Raw genomic sequence first — 19857 nt, 5'->3', positions numbered from 1 at the left:
GCGACTCGCGCTCACCGCCTTTTCGCTACTTCGCGAAGACGTCGTCCAAGGACTCTTCCACCACACCGGCCATCAGTTCCAGCTCTTCGGGTGTGATCGCCAAAGGCGGCATGAGCACCAACGTGTCGCCCAGCGAACGGATCCAGACCCCCCGCTCCTGCGCGGCCTGGCAGACCCGGAAACCGGCTCGGGGAAGGTCGGTGCCGAGCTCGATGCCGGTCATCACACCGAGCCTGCGGACCTCGTGGACCGCTTCGTGTTTGGCGACGCGGTCGAGCAGGTCACCGAGCAGATCGCCCTTCTGCCGGGCCATCGACGGCAGATCGAGTTCGGTGGCGATGGCGAGGCTCTCGAGTGCCGCGGCGCAGGCGAGCGGGTTGGCCGCGTACGTGTGGCCGTGGAAGAACATCGACGAGGGCTCCGAGCCGACGAAGGCACTCGCCACCCTGTCCGTCGCGAGAAGAGCCGACAACGGGAGTACACCACCGGTGACGCCCTTACCGCACAACATGATGTCGGGGACGATCCCGGCGTGCTCCGTGGCCCACATCCGTCCGGTCCTGGCCACCCCGGCCGCCACCTCGTCGCAGATGAGCAGGACGCCGTGCTTGTCGGCCAGCGTGCGGCACGCCCTGAGGAAGTCCGCGTGATAGGGCCGCATTCCGCCGGCGCCCTGGATCATGGGCTCGACGATGAGCGCGCAGCACCGACTGCCGACTTCGGCGAGCGTCGATTCGAGTGCGGCGATCGCCCGCGCCGCCGCCGCGGGGGCGGATTCGCCGTTCACCGGACCGGGCGAATCGGTTTTCCGGACCTTGAGCAGCAACGGTCCATAGGTCGACCGGGACTGATCGCCGCCCATGATGCTCGACGCGCCGATGGAATCACCGTGGAACGAGTTCTCCAAATGGAGGACCACTTCGCGCGGACTTCCGGACTGCACGGAGAATTGGTATGCCATCTTGAGTGCCGCGTCGACCATGGAAGCGCCATCATTGCCGTAGAAAACCTTGGAAAGGCGTTCGGTGCTTTCCGTGGAGGTCGGTGCCAGCTCGATCAATCGCTCGGCGAGCCGGATCCCGATCGTGTGTGTCGCACCGAAGAACGACGAATGATCCAGCTGGTCCAGCTGATCGGCCACGGCTGCCTTGATGCGAGGATCCCCGTGCTGATACGACGTAACCCAGAGCGAGCCGCAGGCGTCGAGCAACCTGCGGCCGGAGACATCGGTCAGCCATACACCGTCGGCGCTGTCGATGACCGGCGGATTGTCGGAAATCCAGTTCTGATGCTGAGTGTACGGATGCCATACCGCTTTTTCGTCCCGCAACTGCCAGTCGTGGACAACATTCATGATTTCGTCCCATCTCGACAAAAGGTGAAGTGAATCGGGCGCGACGAACAACGCGCTGCAATTTCCGAGTGGTGCCGGGAAGCCGATGACGCCATCTTCGCTTTGCGGGATCTGAGGTGTCAATGCGGCTGTTCGCACAGTGCGGTGGCGGGCGGGTCCGACCTCCCGCCCCCGGCATGGGGAGTTCGAGTCGAGGTCGCGAGACTGGTAGAGCGCAGGCTGTGTGACAGCTACATCCTGCTCCCCAACTTCCGAGTGGCCGGAAAATGACGGCGGATGTCAAGGAGCAGCTGCACGATCGCCGAGTTCGTCATCGACTGCCCAGCGACGGTAGCGGAGACGGCGTGCCCAGCGGCGGCGTGTGATGAGATGCTTCGCGGGCCACCGCCACTACCTGGTGACAGTTCCTGCGCAGGCGTCGACGATGCTGGCGTGCGAGTTCTTCCACGTCGACTGTGCGCTCACCCTCCGAAGGATCTACGTGTTCCTTGTGCTGGAGGTCGGCAGCCGCTACGTCCACATCCTCGGTATGACCACGAATCCGGACGGCTGGCGGACGCAGCAGATTCGCAATCTCATGCTGGATCTCGGTGATCGATATCGAGTTGGCAAGAATTCCTCCGCGTCGCCCGCGGGCGAACTGCTACCCCGAACGGTTCGTGCTCACGGCCAGAACCGAGCTCACCGACCGTATGTCGATCCTTAACGAGCGGCATCTGCGCGCCGAGCTCGCCGAGTACGTCCGACAGTACAACGGTCGACGGCCGCACCGGGCACGCGAGCTTCGCCCACCACAGCCGACCCACCCCGTGGCGGACCTCAACTCTCAGCGGATCAGGCGACAGCGGCTTCTCGGAGGCCTGATCAACGAGTACGAGCGTGCGGCGTAAATTCGCTGGTCAGCGTCGGTGAACGACTCTTGGAACCCCACAGGGGGAGTGGTTCCGACACTTGCACGCCACGTTCCGTCACGGGCAGTTGGCGACGGCTCCGAAGGACTTCGCCATTGAACGACTGAAGCCCCACCCCTCCGAGGAGGAGCAGGGCTTCTGACCTGCGAAAACAGATGGTGCGCGATACTGGGATTGAACCAGTGACCTCTTCCGTGTCAGGGAAGATCGAACTAGCTCCTGACCAGGTGTTTTCTCTGTTTTCGCAGGTCCGCGGTCTCTCGTTCGTCCTCGTTGGGGCGGCTTCGAACGCGTTGCGGCGCGTTTCGGTCGCCTGAATATCGCCAGTTGATCTTGGAATGCTGGTTACGAGGAGTTACTTCGTGTCTGCCAAAGCTATTGGTTTTCCGGTCGAGCGCGACTCGGTGCTTCAGCTGGTCACGGTCATCGTTGGTGTCATCGTGGGGTTGACGTTCTTGTTCGGGTTCGGCAACGTCCTGGCGTTCGGTCTCAGGCTCGGCGTATCCGGTTGGGTTGCTCCGCTGGTTGCGCCTGCAGTGGACTTGTCGGTCCTGGCGCTGCTTATCGCGATCCGGCAGCTGTCGCTGCGTGGCGCCTCTGCCGACGTGATCCGACCTGCGAAACGGCTACTGCTGGTCTCGAGCGTCGTCACGCTGGCCCTGAACGTGGCCGAGCCGCTCATCGCTGGGGAGATTGGCCGGGCGCTGTTTGATGCGGTCGGCCCGCTACTCCTGATCGGCTGGGCCGACGTCGGCCCAGCACTACTTCGCGAGCTCGCCTCCGCGGCGCATCCTGCAGAGGCACCTACAGTTCTGGCGCCGCCACCGAACCCACTTGTCCCGACCGCGCCTGAAGCTCCCTCGGACACGCCGCCTCAGGAGATCGATACGTCCCCGCCGCCAACGAAGCGGTCGAGCTTGTCGAAACTCGACGACGACCTGGTCGGGAGAGCCATCGGGGTGGACCGCCGTCATCGCGAGGAGCACCAACGCCCGATCTCGGCGGAAGGCCTGATGCGACACTTCGGCCTGGGAGCGGAACGTTCACGCTTGCTGATGCGCACCGTCCGTGCGCGGTGGGAGACCGAGCATTCGATTCCTAGCGGCCGCGACGGCGCTACGATCGATCTTCATGGGTAGCAGCTTGTGAGCCCTCTGACTGCTAGGAAGGCTCGACGAAGCATGGCGAGGTTAAGGGCTAGCTGTGGAGCGAACGTAACCGATGTCGCTCGACTCGGTTCCACTGGTGTAGTGGGACTTCGCGGTCGAGGGCTACATCGGCCGGCGAAACGCCGGGGCAGCGGTCGCCGCGGCGACGCTCCAGGCACTCACAATGGACACAGATCCTAACGCTGCCTGTAGCGATTGGGAGAGGCTGAGCGACTAGAGAGAAGGCACCTTTGTAGGTGTCTGCTATGGAGGTTCAGGTGGCTGGTCTTGAGCGCCGTGCTTTATTGATCGCTGGTGGGGCGGCAGGGGCCGGCCTGGCGGTGTGGGGAGCACTGAGGTTTGGTGTGCTGGGATGGCTGGCGCAGGAGAGCCATCCGGTGCGACCGGTGATGGAGGCTCTGAGCTGGATCGCCGGGATCGCAGGGCTGGTCGTGGCGCTGGGTGCCTTGCTGCTTGCTTGGCGTCAAAGTCGGACCTTGTCCACCCCTGCTGCGGAAACAGTGGACGGGCGGCAGGTATCGACGCCCAGCAGGTACAGGATCGAGCTGCAGGACAACAAGGGTGTTCAAATCGGCGATAACAACACGCAATCCAACGACTTTGGTGCGTAGAACAACATGATTTCTGCAGACGCCGAAGATCGCAGCTCGTTGAGCGATACAACTCCTGTCCAGATTGAACTGAGTGCCAGTAAAGGCGTTCAGGTCGGCGACCGCAACACACAGACAAACAATTTCAGCGTACGCGTGGATAAGGTAAACCAGATCAACCTGGTGGTTGGCGGGACAGGGAATGCCGCCCTGACCGCAGACGACCAAGCGGCGGTCCTTGCCACAGTCGCCCGGCACCGGCGCCGGAACCGGATGACGCGCCCCCGAGTCTTGGCTGTACATCCCGCCGTGTCCTTGCTGGTCGACCGACTGCAGGCACCTGAGGGGCGTGCCGTTGTTGTGCTCCATGGGCGCGCAGGCTCGGGCAAGAGCACTGTGGCGACCGAGGCTGTGCAGCGTTTGCTGGAATGCGGGTGGCCTGCGGCGGTGTTGAGGATGGACGCCATTGATGGAGTTTGTCGAACAGCCGATGCGCTCGGGCGAGCTAGTGAGCTGACGTCGTCTCCTGTCAGTGCGCTCGCGTCCACTGCTGGCGGTAGGGAAGCCCTTCTAGTTGTTGATCAGCTCGATGCAGTGAGTACCTATAGCGGCCGAATGCCTGACAGCTTCGAGGCTGTTGCAGAGTTGATCGAGCAGGCGTGTGAACACGAGACGATGAAGGTCGTCCTGGTCGTGCGCACGGCCGACCTGACCGCGGACCCGCGAATGAGCTCCTTGCTGACCGACGAGGGGAACGTAGAAGCACTCGAGGTCTGCGACCTCGACGCGGAAGCCGTACGTGCTGCGCTCGGCCAGCTAGAAGTCGATGCAGGTACATTGTCATCTGCGACTCTAGAACTACTGCGCGTACCACTTCACCTAGCGGTGTTTACCCGCTTGTCAGCTGATTCCCGAAAATTATCGTATCGCACTCTCTCGGACCTGTACCACCGGTTCACCGAACAGGTGGTGCCCGCAGTCGAGCCAGACCTAGGCGCCACCGGTTGGAGTGGCGTGATCAGTCCGCTCGTCGAGTACATGAGTGAACACGAGGCCTTGCAAGCCCCGGCCGCGCTGCTCGACGCACTGCCGAGTCGGGGTCGCCCTGCGCTTGCATCGGCCGGAATTCTAGTTGATGACACCGCCAACGTAGGTTTCTTCCACGAAACCTATTTTGACTATCTCTTTGCAAGAGCATTCATTGTGAAAGGTCGCAGCCTTCATGGATTCCTTCAAGAATCGGGACAGTATCTTTTCCGTCGGGCACAGACGCGCCAGGTATTGGAGCACCTTTTCAGCGTAGATCGCCGCCGATTTCGTGCAGAGGTCGTTGAGCTACTAGCTAGTCATGTGATTCGAGCTCACGTGCTGGATGTAGTGGTCGGCGTGCTGAGCTCTCTGCCTGCCAGTGGTGAAGATTGGCGGGCGATCGAGCCGCTGGCGTTCGGAGATTCACGACGCGCTGCCAGGCTGGTCGACCTCCTGTCCACGCCCAACTGGTTCGATGCCGCCGATTCGGCGGGACGTTGGGAGGCGCTACTCGCCGGCTCTGCAACTGTCGGCCGAAGCTCTCACGCGCTCATAGGCGCTGCTCGAGAACGACCAGAACGGGCAGCTGAGCTGGTCCGGCCCTATATCGGCGCCTCCGAGGAGTGGCACCGGCGGCTACGGGTGATGGTCGAGTGGTCCCTATCGCCGGGGTTGGTCGATCTAACTGTGCAGTTGTTGGAGCGTGGCGCTATCGACGGCGCGCGCGGTCCCATCGCGGTCAACAGTGACTTCTGGTCGATCATCGCTGGGTTAAAGGAAGACGATCCAGCGGGAGCCGCGCGAATAGTAGGCGCATATCTTGATCGCGCCAGAGTGCGCTCGCGGGCTGATGGTGTTCTGAATCCCTTTTCCGACTACGTTGATCAGTCCTCCGGCAGTGGCGGCGAGACGACGATCATCGAGATCGCTACTGCTGCGCCTGAACAATTTCTGGACAGTGTGCTGCCGTTCGTGTTGGCGATCTTGAACGACACTGCCGGAGACCGCATGGAGGACGGTCTTTGGACGTACCGTTTCTCCGGCTCGCATCAGATCGATGGTGCTGTCCTCGACGGAATCGATATCGCACTTTGCGCGAGTGCTCCGAGACTCTGGGCCGACGGCAGCCGCACCATCCGGGATCTGACCTCCATCGACCACGAGGTGGCTTGGTTCCTCGCTTGCCGCGCGTACACAGCGATCGCCGACCTGGCAGCCGACGTAGCGATTGACTGGTTGCTCTCGGATGACAGGTATCTGAATCTGGGCTGGCGGGACAGCAGGAGCTGGGCATCTCGCCAGCTTGTTGAGGCGGCGTCGAAGCGGTGCCAGGACGCTCGCTTGATCGCCTTGTGTACCAGGCTCCTCGACTACTACCCAGTGTGGGAGAAGACCGCGGAAGGGCGGTCTGCGCGTGGCTACTCTCAGTATGAGCTGCTGTCAGCATTGCCCGCGGACCGTCTGCCTCTGACAGCACGCCGTCGGCTGAATGAGCTCGAAAGAAAGTTCCCTGAATTCTTACCTCGTCCTCCCAAGCCGCTAGAAGCGCAGTTTGTTGGATCACCTGTACCCGAAGCGGCGGGCGAGTACATGACCGACAGTGACTGGATCAACGCCATCGCGAGATACCGCATCGGTCAGGACCGCGATCTCCGTACCTTCGGGAAAGGTGGGACGACGGAGCTCGCTCGTATGCTCGGACGCCGGGCCGAAGCTGAACCGGAGCGCTTCGCCGCACTGGCGTTGACCTTCGATGCGCACACACCGACAGCTCACATCACCGAAGTGATCAACGCAGTCGTCGGCAAGATCGACATAGCCCTGTTCACGCGGCTGTGCCAGCACGCCCACCGCATCGCAGATGCGGCAGTCGGCCGAACGGTGTGCTCGGCCATCGCGAAGATCGCAGCAGATGCTGATGACGCACTAGTAAGCCTCCTCGAGCACTACGCTCATGCAGACGATCCAGAGCAAGAACTCACCGCCATGTTCAGAAGTCGCCGAACCGATGAAGAACGTGACCTTGCCACCGAAGGGCTGAACTCGACGCGAGGGCTTGCGGCAGAGGCGATAGGACACGTCGTCTTCGCCCAGCACAACCACGGCTCTCGCCTCGTGTCGACCATCAGGCGGCTTGCCCGTGATCCGATCCTGTCGGTACAGGCGCAGGCGGCTCAACCTGTGCTCGCCTTGTTCAACATCGATCTCGACCAAGCACTGCACATCGCCGACGACATGTTCACGACGGCGCCAGTCGAGATCACCTACTCCAATGCGGTCAACAGACTCCTGAAGTACGCTATCTACCGCGACGGTGACCGGTTCGCCCGTCACCTCAACCGGACGCTTGAAGCCGTCGACCACTTCGCGGTGCGGGCCGGCCATATCTGGGCTAACGCCTTACTTAACGACCTGTTGCCGGCGGCCTGTCCAGCCGTTCCGGACGCCTTGCCCGAAGCAGCACGGCAGGGAGCCGCCGCCACCATCGCCAGCGCCCCACACCTCGCGACAGACATCCTGATCGACTTATTCGATGACCAGAGCCCACGAGTCCGCAAGGCGGCATCGGCCGCCGTGCGCTCCCTACATGAAATCGATACAGCTAGAGCTGAACGTATCCTGGCCGCCTTTACGGTCAGTCCGGCATTTCCAGAAAACTTCGAAGGGCTCTTTCGCTCCCTCGAACGCAGCCAGCGACATCTGCCGCCTGCGACGATCTCCGCCTGCGAACGAGCCGTCGCACAAGCCGGTCCAGACCTAGGTGACCTGAGGACGGCCCACGTGGCAACTAGCCGCAGCATCGTCACCCTCGTACTCCGTCTCTATCGCCAAGGCGACGCGGCAATGCGTGCTCGATGTCTCAACGTGATCGACCAGCTATCCGACCTTGGGGCATATGGACTGTCAGAAGCACTCCAACATGAACGCTGACGAGGGCCCCGGCCAGAAAACGGTATCGGGTTCAGCGAAAGCCAAAGGAGTGCTAGCTACGCCTTCCTGACGCCACTGCGGCCGTAGCCGCAAATGCAAAGAACAGGCATCAGCTGTCCGAGGCGGAAGCTTTCGAGGCGCAACCGCAGTCATTGCTGATTTCGAGAAAATTGCCTGTGATCATTCTTGGCACATTCGTGGCGTCAACTTGGTCAACGGGACACCGCCTTTCCTGTGTAAAGGTGAAGATGTGGACGGCGAGATCGCATTTGCATTTACAACGTTTTCTTCGGCATGACGAATGAGTGCAGGAAGTCGATTTCGGCAAAGCCGTGTTCGCATGGGGAGGCCTCCTGCGTCGTCTTGGTGATGGCGGGCCGAGTATAGTTACGCGGCGTGACAGATGATGTCAGTCAGGTCGTCAGCCAGATCCGGTTTCAGCTGAGCAACTTGCGGTCCCGTAACGGCCACCACCTGTTTGAAGAGATCTGCATGCATTTCGCGGCTTTGCGGATCAGCCGATGCGTCCTGCCGAAAACGGGGCCGGTCGGAGCGGGTGGAGACGCAGGGCGAGATTTCGAGACCTTCCGCTCCTTCCTCGCGGAAGATGATCGCGCCGTCGCGTTCGCGTGCACCCTGCAGGTCAAGGGTCTGACGAAGAAGATCCAGGCCGACGTCGCCAAGATTCTGTCCGGCCCGCCCGTGGATGCTATCTATGTATTCACTGAGACTGACGTGCCCGACGGTTACCAGCGCCAGCTGCGAGACCAGGTGCCCGACGAGATCCAATTCCAGATTATCGACGGCAACGCGCTTGCCAACCAGCTTGCGCAGCCCGACCTGCGCTGGATCGCGGACAGGTACTTAGGTATGCCGCAGCGGCTCAATCCGGAGCCTCGTCATGGGTTGCCGCGTCGCCGTTGCCTTGTCGGCCGCGACGCCGAGCTCGGCCGGGGCCGGACACTGCTCGCGGACCGTGAACGCCCGGTGGTGCTGGTCCACGGTCCGCCGGGTGTCGGCAAGACCGCCCTCGCTGGAGAGCTTGTATGGCTCGTCCAGGCCGACTTCCCGGGCGGTGTCGTCGTCGTCGACCTGTCTCAGCCGGATGAGTTGCTGCCAAGGGTGCTACTCGCTCTTGATCCGGGCGGTCAGGTACCGGGGGAGCGTTATCAACAGCGCGCCCGTGTGGCTGCGTTGCTGTCTGGCCCGAAGATGCTGCTTGTTCTCGACAATGTCCAGACTGAAGAGTCGATGGCAGACCTGTTGTCCATTGGCGGGGTCTTCGCCATCATCTGCACCAGCCGATCGCGGCTGACGGGGCTCGCGCCCGGCGAAGTCGAGGCCCTCGAAGTCCATCCGCTTCCCCAAGACGCTGCAGCCCAGCTGGCACGGACCGTTGCCGAAAGGTTGACCGAGGAACAAAGCAGCCACCTGGCCAGCGTGTGTGGAGGTCTCCCTATCGCGGTGCTGATCGCTGCCGCGCGGATTGCCAAGCGTCCTCAGCTCAGCATACCTGGTTACCTCGCCGAGCTCGCGGACCCGATCTACGGCACCGAGGAGCTGCGCGCGGGTGAGAAGTCGGTCGAGCGGATCGTCGAAGACAGCTACCGGCTGCTCACCGTCGAACAGGCGCAACTACTGGTCGTGCTGGGCGTGCTTCCCGGCACTGAGGTAGCCCTCGACATCGTCATCGCGGCAATCGCCGGACCCGACGCGGCACTCCCCGAGGTGCACGTGCGCTCGGTCTCCCGTCGCCTAGACGACCTCCTGGAACTGCACCTGATCGAGCAGATTGACGAGCGCCGCTATCGCTTGCACGACGTGCTGTACCGGTTCGCCCGGCACAAGGCCATGACTACCACTGATTCTGCCTGGCGTGACCGAGTCGTCGCGCACGCATGCCAGGCCTACGCCGACCGGGCAAGCCACGCCATCAGCTCGATCGGATTCATCGACATCGAAGGGCGTGAGCCGACAAACAACATCGACGCCGTGGCCATACTCGAGCACGATCACGCGGGTGCCATGGCGATGGCCCACCAAGCGGCACAGCGTGAACTGTGGGATGCGTTCATCAGACTGACCCGTGCGCTCATCCCCGCCTTGCAGTACCTGGGTCGGTGGAGTGAACTGGCTCGCATCTCGACCTGTCTGACAGATGCAGGCGAACGTGCTAGCAAGCAGGACTGGCGGGCCACCGGTCTGCTCAACCTCGGGACGGTCGCCGCCCGGAAAGGCGACACGGACAACGCGCTCGATCTGTTCCGCGAGTGCATCGACATGACTACGGACGGCGAACATAGCTGGATCGCGGAAGCTGCACGCAACGCCTACGGTGACCTGCTGCTCAACACTGGCTGCGCAGCAGATGCCATCCCGGTGCTCCAGCGAGCCCTGCGTGTGTGGCGGGCACTTGAGAACGACACCATGGTCGCGCATGCTCTCGACAGCCTAGGCAAGGCGAACCTGGTGATGGTCCGATGGGACCGCGCCGAGGCCTACTTCCGCAACGCTCTGCGGGTGGCCAAGCGAGCGGGCGTCAACGGTCTTCTCGGCACGTCAGGTATCGCCCTCGCGCAAGCACTCAGGCTCGGAGGCCGCAGCGCTGAGGCGAAGTCTGAATGCGAGACCGCCTTGGCCCGGGCCCGTGCCTTGGGCAACCGCGAAGTTGAGGCGGATGCGCTGCGCGAGATGGGTTTGATCGAGCAGGCACTCGGTAGCGGCGAGTTGCTTCTGGACAACCTGGCATCGGCCATGGAGATCTACCGCGGAGTCGGGAATGTCCGCAGCCAAGTGTCGACGCTGCTGGTGATGGGCACTACTGCGGAGAACCAAGGTGACCGGGACCTTGCCATGCGGTACTTCTTCGACTGCGCGGAGAAAGCACAGCAGATCAACGACTTCCGAAACCTCGCCCAAGCGCTCGCCCACATCGCCAATCTCTACGCGGAAGCCGGGCAGCACGAGCAAGCAGACGAGTACCTGCAGGACGCCGCTGCGGTCGCCGAAGGCTGCGGCAGCCCCCTGGTGCGTGCGCAGGTCCAACACCAGCAGGCCAAGATACTTCGACGAGTTGGGAAGATCGATGAAGTCCTTCCCCTGTTGCGCCGTTCTGTGCGTCTGTTCGAGCGCACCGGCGAATCCGACTCGCTTGCAAACGCGCGAGCGCGGCTTGGCGAAGCGCTGATTCAGCACGGCGAATGGCAAGAAGCCGCACTGGTCCTCCGTTCGGTCACCGACGCTCCCGCCGATGCGGCCCTCCCGCGGACCCGTGCCTCGGCGTTCCGTTTCCTCGCGACCCTGTATTCCCGCCGCGAGTTGTGGGCGGAAGCCGCGCAGGCCGCGGACCAAGCCGTCTCGCTGGCCGAGAACTCCGGCTCCCGTGGCGAACACATGCACTGCTGCCACACTAGGGGAAATGTGCTTGCACGCATGTCCCGGTGGCCCGAAGCTGCTGCCGAATACGACCGCGCCGCGGAATTGGCGACTACCCTGCGCGACCTCCAGACGATGCTGATCATTCGCAGCAACCAGGCCACCGGAGAGATGGCAACCGGCGATGTGACCAAGGCCATCGCCACGATGCGCGCAATTCAGGACCACGCTGAAGAACTTGGGCTCGATGAGCTGCATGCCTCACTGCGCATCAACCTCGGTACCGCTCTTGCCCAGCAGGGCCAACACGCCGACGCGAAGGTCGAATTCAACCGTGTCATCGCCATAGCTGGTCGCCTTGGGGCGACCGACCTCCTCGCATATGCCACGAGCAACCTGGCGAGGGTTCATGTGTCTCTGGGGGACTTACGCGCAGCGCGGCATTGCTTCCGTGAGGCGAGGCTGACCTGGCAACGCAGCGACAACATGGCCGCCGCGTCAAAAGCTCTGCAGAACGAGATGCTCCTAGCCATGGCCGTCGCTGATCAGGATGGCGACGACCCAAAGCGGCTGGATATCCCGGACGGTGTGCCCGAGGCGCTGGTGAACACATTCCATGCGCGCCGGATGGCTACTGAAGCAGCACAAGTCGCCACCGAGCCCGACCGCATTCCCCATCGCCGGACGATAGCTGTTTCCCAAGAGATCATAGACGAGCTCTCCGACCTCAAGCTGGACGCCATCTGGACCAGACTGGCTACCGGCCGTCGCCATTGCCTGGAATGCCAGCTCCTCATTGCCGAGGACGGCCCTGCGAACGCCGTCCTGCTGCGCTTCCCGTCCGGGCCGCCGGGAATCACGCTCGCTCACCCCGCGTGCGCCCCATCGACAGTAGTCAGCACCACGGATCAGGGACCGCGCGGCAGCCAGGTAATTTTCGAAACTGAATGCATCATCATGACTGGCGGTCTTCCCGGCATTATCGTGGACACCAGAGGTCCCTGGGGCGCAGACGAGGACGGTCAGCCGAGAGATGTGTTCCTTGACTCCCTCAGTGCAACGGGTTTCGTGACAGTGACCGACCTGACACCGCAATCGGAAGGATCGCGCATCCCGCAGCTCACGAAAGCTTCCCTGCATGCAAAGCTTGTGGGTAACCAACTGAAGATCATGCAGGACGACAAAGTGTTCGTCTCCAGCCTGCCGCTCTCGTTCAACCCCGATTGGTATGCCACGACTCAAAGACGCACGCTGCTTATGTTGTTCGGACACGACCTCCGAGGAATGGCCGCGGACGATCCCAGCTATCTCATCAAATCAGCCCAAGCCGGCACCCTCGTCGGCGCAGCCGTCAAACTGACCGTCGAGCCGCCCTCCCGCAACCAAAAGTGCGTCTGTACTCCCAAAACAGACCGTAAATTCAAGCACTGCTGTGGTCGCCCCAAGAGCACCATTGGATGAGGAGCCGAGGTTGCGGAGGTGATTCGCGAGCCAGGCAAACATCGTATCCTGGTAAGACGCGGGATGCCGGTCGTCGCTGTGCCTCCGACGAGGCCCATGTTCACCTTCGTGCCCCGACTCATCGGCATCGCTACTTCGCATTTGTTGGGCGCTGACCACGGCCGGTGCGATCGCACCGCACTGGCTCGTCGGCTTGGTCTGTGTGCTCGATGGCATGTGCGGAAACTGTCTAGGCAACGCGCAATAGCCGCAGTTGTCCGAAGTAATTCTTCAGCTACTTCTTGGTTTCCACGCGATCGCATCGGTCTCTTATGTATCGCCTTTCAGTCCCTGTTCGCTGCTTGGGCCTTCACGAGTTGGAAATGGCAGATCCGTTGCGCTCATTGGTTTTTCGGAACAGATTAGGCCCAGGGAACGGGATCAGAGTCGCCAGCCCAGCCGCCTGGTCCGAGAACCGATTGATAAGCTCCCTTGTATCCGAGCCAGTGCAGGATGAGGAGGTTGAGGTACTGTCGGCTGAGTAGCCAAGCATCAGTGACGAGGCCGTCTAAATGGTATAGGTCATCTTGAGGCGAGTTCGGATGAACCAGTCGGTTTCGAACTTCGCTGACTGCAGCAGGCCCGTCTATCGGTCTATCGGTGCTCAATTCTGAGTTGGCAAACTGTGCAAGGGTAGGTTGCCGTCTCGAGTCGATGCCTGTGTCGATCGACGCAGTGTTAAGTAGGATTCTGATGCGTCCTTGCGCGAGAAGCTTGTTGTATTGACTCTTGCTGAGCCCTTTGCCGAGTTTGAGAGTGACCCACGTGAGTAGCTCGAGGGCCGAGAATACGGTCATTGTGCGCTGCTCGACCCGGCCGGCTTGGTTCGACTCGACTGCCATCGCCAGTAGCATGTGTGTGGTGTGGCTGCGGTCGGGGTCGGCGAACGCGGCGTACACGCGCGTGAGTAGGTCGCAGAGATCTTCGTTGTAGATGTGGTACAGCCAGGCAAGGCCGCCGCTGCGGCCCGGTTCGCAGAAGAAGTCGCCCCACTGCTGCCAGACGATCGAGCCAGTCGAGTCCATCCCTATCGGTCCCGTTGGCCCAACCCAGCGTCCGAAGGCAAAGGAAAATCCGAAATGCAGCGCCTGCTGAAGCGGTGCAAACTCCATCGCGGTGAAGTTTCCGCCGTCGGCCCTAGTGATCTCCATGATGTGAGTAATAGCGAAGTTGTGTTCTCTGCCAAGAATTTCCCACACCCGCTTGTAGTCCTCGCGGCTATCGAGCGTGATTTTCCACGGTCCTAGTTGGAAACGCCATCGGCCCGTCCGCCATCCTTGGTGTTCGCCGTCGCTATGGAAGATCAGTGTCGGGCTGTGGATCGCGGGGAGGTTCATCCAGTGCAGTAGCACTCGCTGCAGCGGCGCTGTGTCGCTGCCGAGTGTCTGTCCCTGGACGGTTCCCTCCGACAAATTGCCTTTGAGGGCAGCCAACTCATGCACGCCAGACGGCAGATGGACGCGGAGTCGGATGCTCGGTTCCGTCAGCGCATTGAATGTCCAGAGTGACGGCGGGTGCTCATCGAGACGCCAGACGACGCGGAGCTGTGACCCGCATCGTATCAAAATCTTGCCGTCTAGCTCCTGCCCTTCCGCTTCCATGAGAGGGCCCTCATAGAGCTGGATGCCTTCGCCGGGCTCATTGAACGGGAAGACGGGAACCAGTGGCTCCTCGACCTTCAACTCAGGTGGAACCATCGCCATCAGCCAATCCAACCAGATCACGCGGCATCTGACGCCTAATTTCATAGGCCGTCGGCGTCATCGCGGGGCTAGGGTTCCTGTTCGGCAAAAGTCCTGGACTTCGAGCTTCGGCTCTGGGGCGCAGGTGGGTGGCTCCGGTGGCGGCGGCCGACTGTGGGCCTGTTGGTGCTGGCGTTGCTTGTCCGGCCTATCTGGCTGCGTCCAAGGATGCTGAGTTGCTGCTACGCCACGAGCTTGCCGTGCTGCGCAGAGGCAACTCGAAACCTCGCCTGGACTGGCCTGACCGGGCTGTGTTCGCCGGGCTGATTCGACTGCTGCCCAAGGCGCTGCGACGACACCGACAGGTTACCCCGGGCCCGATCCTGCGTTGGTACGTCGGCTGGTAGCCGCGAACTGTACCTATCTACGCTGGCACGGACGTCCGCCCGTTGATGAGGCGATCGCCGCGTTCACGCAAGGGGGTGAGTCAGAATTCGTCGACCAAGCCCTGCAGGTTGCGGTGAATACGGACGGTGCGGCCGAGCCTTCGGGCGCTGTTGGTGAGGTGCGAGGCGTGTGATCGTTCGCCGACGACGTGATCGCAATAGCCTGCCGCGGTCGTCAGGTACATCATGTCGGTGAGGTCGTTGTGTTCCCAGCGGAGTCCGTTCTTCGCGAGCTTCTCGTGGAGGACCTCTCTGAACAAGCCGAGGGAAGGCATCCTGCTGACGTCTTCCTCGCTGTCGTTGAAGAACCAGTTGGACAGGTCATCGGTGGTGATGCCTGACATGCTTGCGGCGAGGGCGATCTCGTTGCCGGAGTCCGCCATGAACTTCGCCCGCGTCCGACGGCGCTTCAGTTCCTTTCCGGATGGGTTGTCCTGCAGGAAGTCCGTGAACTGCTGGAAGCCGACCGTCCAGCCAGGGACCGGGTCGTGTGGCACATGGTCGTCGTCGAGCATGGTGTCGGCTATCCCGCCGATACACCGGATGGCGTGAACAGCCGAGCGAGCTTCAGCAGGCAGGTCTGAGGCCACCTCATCCAGACTTTTGTCGCGTCCATCGTGGATGGCGTTGGGCTCGAGCGTGACCGCCGCTGGTGGGATGAGGCACCGAGCGTGGAAGCGTACGGTCAGGGCTTGTCGTAGCTCGAACCGCCGAAGGGCCAGCGGGTCACGAAGTTGCCACCCCGCCGAGAGTCGCAGGATGGTCAGTGCTCGCCGATATCGTTGTTCGACGTCGACCTGTTTGCAGGTTTCCGACATGTGCGCAGAGGACATGGGCAGCACGATTCGCCGCTCGGTCGCCAGAGTGATGATGTGCTGGGCTGCGGCGCGTTCCTGTTCGCTGGGGACACGGTGGGGCTCGTGGATGGTGTTGGTGAGCGTGCTCCAGTGGTTCTGGTCGAGGTAGATCGTGGGACGGTCGTCTAGCGGTGCGAGTTCGGCCGGTTCGGGGAGTTCTATGACGATGTTGTGGCCGCGTTTGGTCTGAAGATGCAACTGGTGCGAGTGCGGGTGGTAGGCGGACGAGGTGATGGCGCTGGTCCGGTCGAAAATCTCTCGGGTGCTGGATGCGGACACGACCCGACCGTCGACGAAGACGATCGACATCGCGCCATCGCGATCGATCCGCATCACCGAAATCCGGTCGAAGAAGGAACGGCTCACAGCCGCGACCGTACAGGGAGCCACCGACAAAACGCGCCCAGAAAGCCGCGGTGGACCCGGTGCTGTGTGGACGAAGACGCCCGGTTGCAGTGCTGCCGCGCCGGAACGATGTCGCGCCCAAGGCGGCAAATACCGCGTGAGCGTCCTGCAGAGGCGCCGGATTCAGGCGATCTGGCGTCCGTTGGGTCGGTTGAGTTTCCAGTCGTCGGGGTCGTGGTTGACCCAGACCGTGGTGTCCGGTCGGCTGGCGAGCAGTTTCAGCTTGCGGAGGCCGTTTTCCTTGTCGGGGTTGGAGACGTCCAGTGGCATGCCGGTGGTTTTGTCGATGTTGCTGCGCAGGTGGGCGGCGTCGCTGCTGAGGACGATCTGCTTGCCGTCGGGCAACCGCACTTGCAGTCCGAGTGTGCCGAGGGTGTGTCCGGGCAGGGACAGGATCGTCACACTGCCGTCGCCGAAGACATCGTGGTCGTAGCCGCGGGGTACTTCGAGCCAGTCGATCCGGCTCGCGGCGTCGAGGTCGTGTTCTCGGAACATGGCGGCGTCGAGTGCGCGTGGGGTGCGGGCGTAGCGCAGTTCGTCGGCGCCGATGAAGCCTTGTGCGCCGGCGAACAGGTCGAGGCCGCCGGTGTGGTCGAAGTGCAGGTGCGAGATGACGATCTGCCGGACGTCCTTGGTGGTGAAACCGATCGACTCCAGTTGGGTGTCGAGCCGGTGGTCCTCGGGGAATCGGATGTCGAAGGCTTCGGCGAGGGGGCCGTACGCGCGGGCCGGGTCGCCGGCGGCGTTGCTGTCGAGTCCGGAGTCGAACATGAGCAGGCCGAGGTCGTGTTCGATCAGGAAGGTCGGGATCGGTACGGCGAGTTGGGTGCCGCCGGTGCCGAGTTGGAACAGGCCGCAGTCGGTGGCGATGGTGGGGGCGTCGAGTGCCCAGAGGTGCTTGATGGTGCCGGACACGGAGGTCTCCTTCGGGTGAGTTCAGGCGAGGACGACGGCGCGTGCGCCTTGTTCCGCGGCGCAGTAGTCGACGGCTTTGGCGATGTCGCTGAAGGGGAAGGTCTCGGTGACCAGCTGGTCGAGGTGCAGGGTGCCGCTCCGGTACAGCTCGACCAGGCGCGGGATGTCGCGCTTGATGTGGGCTGACCCGTACAGGCAGCCCTTCACCGTCTTGCCTGCCATGACGACGTTGCCGAAGACCTCGTCGATGCCGACGCCCGGGCCGGCGCCGACGAGGACCGTCGTGCCGCCACGGCGCGCCATGGCGATCGCCTGTTGCACGGTTTCGTGTCGTCCGGCCACCTCGATCACAACGTCCGCGCCGCGGCGGCCGGTGAGTGCTTGCACCTGCTTGACGACGTCGGGGCCCGCGGTCAGGGTGTGGGTGGCGCCGAGTTCGGAGGCCAGCGCCAGGCGGTCGTCGTGGACGTCGATCGCGATGATGGTGGTGGCTCCGGCGATGCGGGCGCCTTGCACGGCGTTGAGTCCGACGCCGCCACAGCCGACGACGGCGACGGTGTCGCCCACGCGCACGTCGCCGGTGTGCACGGCTGCACCGAATCCGGTGAGGACACCGCAGCCGAGCAGGGCGGCGGACGCGATCGGGATGTCGTCGGGGATCTTGATCGCCGCTCCGGCGGGAACGACGGTCCGTTGCGAGAAGCTGCCCAGTCCGCAGAACTGGCGGACGGGGGCGCCGTCCAGGCTCATCCGGGTGCTTCCATCGGACATGGTGTGCGCACCGAGCATGGTCCGCGGACGGCCGCACAGGTGCTGCTCGGCTCGTTGGCAGTAGAAGCAGCTGCCGCAGCTGGCCAGCCAGGACAGCACCACGTGGTCACCGGGTTGCAGGTCCTCGACGCCGTCGCCGACTTCGACGACCACGCCGGCGCCCTCGTGCCCGAGGACCAGCGGTACCGGCGCGGGGAGTTTGCCGGTGAAGACGCCGACATCGGATTGGCACACGCCGGTGGCGCGCACCTCGACGACGACCTCTCCGGGATGCGGATCGGCCAGCGTGATCTCGGTGATCCGGAGCGCGGAGCCCGCCTTTTCGAGCAGCGCGGCTTCAGTCATTTCGTTCGCCTCCATAAGTTTTGCGCAGAACGCTCTTGAGGACCTTCCCGCTGGCATTGCGCGGTAGGTCGCCCACGAAGTGGAAGTGTTGGGGCACCTTGTATTTGGCGAGGCGTTCCGTCAGCCACCGGCGCACTTGATCGGTGTCGACCGTGTGGCCGTCGGCGGGCACGATGATCGCGGCACCGGTTTCGACGTACTTGTCGTCGGGCACGCCGATCACCGCGGCGTCGGCGACGTCTTCGTGTCCGGTGAGGACCATTTCGACTTCGGCCGGGTACACGTTTTCGCCACCACTGCGGTACATGTCCTTGACTCGCCCGGCGATCGTCAGGAAGCCGTCTTCGTCGACGCGGCCCAGATCGCCGGAGTGACACCATCCGTCGACGAAGGTCGCTTTGGTGGCGTCGGGGAGGTTCCAGTAGCCGATGCTCACCCCGCCGCTGCGTACGCAGATCTCGCCGACTTCTCCTGCTTCGGTGTGTGTTCCGTCCGGCCGGATCACCTTCACCTCGGTCATGGCCTGCGGGCGGCCGATGCTGCTTTCGCGACCTCGTGCCACCGCGAATTCCAGGCTGGTGCTGACGGCGCCGCCTTCGGTGAGGCTGTAGGACTGCACCAGTTCGACGCCGGGCAGGCGTCGTTCCATCTCGTCGTAGATCCACGGCATCACCACGTCGCCACCAGTGACGATTCGGCGGAGCGACGTGGGGACGAGGGTTTCGACAGCGTCCTTGTGCAGCAGGTCGGCGAGCATGAACGGGTAGAGCAGCATCGACGTCGTGCCGTTGTGGCGGGCGACTTCGAGGAACCGTTCGCAGGTGAAGTTGCCGGAGGGGAAGGTGACCGCTGTGCCGTGTGCGAGCAGAGCGGGCAGCAGCAGGACTTCGAACCCGCCGGCGTGGAAGAGCGGTCCGCTGGTCTGGGCGACGGTGTGTTCGTCGATGCGCCACCGCTGTGCCTGGATGGCGCCGATCCAGAACGCGTTGCCGTGCGAGAACAGCACGCCTTTCGGCCGTCCGGTCGTGCCGGAGGAGTACATCAGCGACACCGGGTCGTCGGCGCTCACGGCGGGGAAGCCCGTGGCGTCGGATTCCTGCTCGGCGAACACCAGCAGGGGAGTGGCCCAATCCGGGGAGACGTCGGTGGAGGAGCGAGAGACGTAGGTCGTGACCGCGATGTCGTCGCGGATGCCTTCGATGGTGTCCGTGAACTCGGCGTCGAACAGCAGCAGGCTCGCTCCCGAGTCGCTGAGGGCGAACCGGAGTTCCGGCGCGGTCAAGCGCCAGTTGAGGCGAGCGGCGATGCCGCCTACTCGGCCGACGGCCAGGTAGAGCGCGACGTAGTCGACGCAGTTGCGCAGCAGGATTCCGACCCGGTCGCCTTTCCGGATGCCCGCTCGCTGCAGGGCACGTGCGTAGCGCAGCTCCAGGGCACGAAGCTCCGTCCAGGACACGGCGGGCTCACCGCCCAGCACGACGGCCGGGCGGCTGGGGTCCACGACCGGCATCTGTCCGGCGATCGCATCGGTGACGTAGTTGAGGCTCATCCTCATTGATGACTCCCGTGTTTCGTGT

At 63.1% G+C, this 19857-nt stretch carries 11 protein-coding genes; 5 read left to right on the top strand and 6 right to left on the bottom strand.

Annotation, left to right across the window (positions count from 1 at the left end; genetic code table 11):
* Positions 1-25 precede the first annotated feature (25 nt).
* Entirely contained in the window at positions 26-1477 is a 1452-nt protein-coding gene (gene bioA, locus AVR91_RS06400) for an adenosylmethionine--8-amino-7-oxononanoate transaminase (RefSeq protein ID WP_211282645.1), read from the bottom strand.
* A 467-nt stretch (positions 1478-1944) separates the two neighbouring features.
* Here bioA and AVR91_RS43680 point away from each other — a divergent pair, with 467 nt between their 5' ends.
* The 5 genes from AVR91_RS43680 to AVR91_RS06375 all read left to right on the top strand — a co-directional run bounded on the left by AVR91_RS43680 (position 1945) and on the right by AVR91_RS06375 (position 12820).
* On the top strand, positions 1945-2244 hold the full coding sequence (locus AVR91_RS43680) for a transposase (protein WP_228709134.1): 300 nt from the start codon (positions 1945-1947) through the stop codon (positions 2242-2244).
* 383 nt (positions 2245-2627) lie between these two features.
* The gene (locus AVR91_RS06390) at positions 2628-3404 is read left to right on the top strand and encodes a hypothetical protein (protein ID WP_323807886.1); all 777 of its coding nucleotides are present in this window, start codon (positions 2628-2630) and stop codon (positions 3402-3404) included.
* A gap of 275 nt (positions 3405-3679) precedes the next feature.
* On the top strand, positions 3680-4045 hold the full coding sequence (locus tag AVR91_RS42715; RefSeq protein WP_143253902.1) for a hypothetical protein: 366 nt from the start codon (positions 3680-3682) through the stop codon (positions 4043-4045).
* 6 nt (positions 4046-4051) lie between these two features.
* Positions 4052-7984 (top strand): NACHT domain-containing protein, encoded by a 3933-nt coding sequence (locus AVR91_RS42710; RefSeq protein WP_143253901.1) that lies wholly within the window; start codon positions 4052-4054, stop codon positions 7982-7984.
* 396 nt (positions 7985-8380) lie between these two features.
* On the top strand, positions 8381-12820 hold the full coding sequence (locus AVR91_RS06375) for a tetratricopeptide repeat protein (RefSeq protein ID WP_063274852.1): 4440 nt from the start codon (positions 8381-8383) through the stop codon (positions 12818-12820).
* Positions 12821-13221: 401 nt separating this feature from the next.
* Here AVR91_RS06375 and AVR91_RS06370 read toward each other — a convergent pair whose 3' ends face one another.
* The 5 genes from AVR91_RS06370 to AVR91_RS06345 form a co-directional block, all read right to left on the bottom strand.
* Positions 13222-14583, bottom strand: coding sequence for a hypothetical protein (locus AVR91_RS06370; RefSeq protein ID WP_143253900.1), 1362 nt, complete (start codon positions 14581-14583; stop codon positions 13222-13224).
* Between the two features lie 445 nt (positions 14584-15028).
* The gene (locus AVR91_RS06360) at positions 15029-16210 is read right to left on the bottom strand and encodes a hypothetical protein (RefSeq protein WP_063274850.1); all 1182 of its coding nucleotides are present in this window, start codon (positions 16208-16210) and stop codon (positions 15029-15031) included.
* Positions 16211-16372: 162 nt separating this feature from the next.
* Positions 16373-17164, bottom strand: a complete 792-nt coding sequence (locus AVR91_RS06355; protein WP_063274849.1) for an N-acyl homoserine lactonase family protein — start codon at positions 17162-17164, stop codon at positions 16373-16375.
* Positions 17165-17185: 21 nt separating this feature from the next.
* Positions 17186-18280, bottom strand: a complete 1095-nt coding sequence (locus AVR91_RS06350; RefSeq protein WP_063274848.1) for a zinc-binding dehydrogenase — start codon at positions 18278-18280, stop codon at positions 17186-17188.
* Entirely contained in the window at positions 18273-19835 is a 1563-nt protein-coding gene (locus AVR91_RS06345; protein WP_083737405.1) for a class I adenylate-forming enzyme family protein, read from the bottom strand. Before AVR91_RS06345 ends, AVR91_RS06350 begins: the two co-directional genes overlap by 8 nt.
* Positions 19836-19857: the final 22 nt, after the last annotated feature.

The organism is Amycolatopsis keratiniphila subsp. keratiniphila (assembly GCF_001620365.2).
GTDB lineage: Bacteria > Actinomycetota > Actinomycetes > Mycobacteriales > Pseudonocardiaceae > Amycolatopsis > Amycolatopsis keratiniphila.
Note: the sequence above shows the minus strand (reverse complement) of the source record. Positions and strands in the feature narration are given on the sequence as shown.

What these genes read in the sequence shown, in the direction of transcription:
- AVR91_RS06350 (WP_063274848.1), bottom strand. Translation starts at nt 18,280, where the DNA reads ATGACTGAAGCCGCGCTGCTCGAAAAGGCGGGCTCCGCGCTCCGGATC.
- AVR91_RS42710 (WP_143253901.1), top strand. Translation starts at nt 4,052, where the DNA reads ATGATTTCTGCAGACGCCGAAGATCGCAGCTCGTTGAGCGATACAACT.
- AVR91_RS42715 (WP_143253902.1), top strand. Translation starts at nt 3,680, where the DNA reads ATGGAGGTTCAGGTGGCTGGTCTTGAGCGCCGTGCTTTATTGATCGCT.
- AVR91_RS06345 (WP_083737405.1), bottom strand. Translation starts at nt 19,835, where the DNA reads ATGAGGATGAGCCTCAACTACGTCACCGATGCGATCGCCGGACAGATG.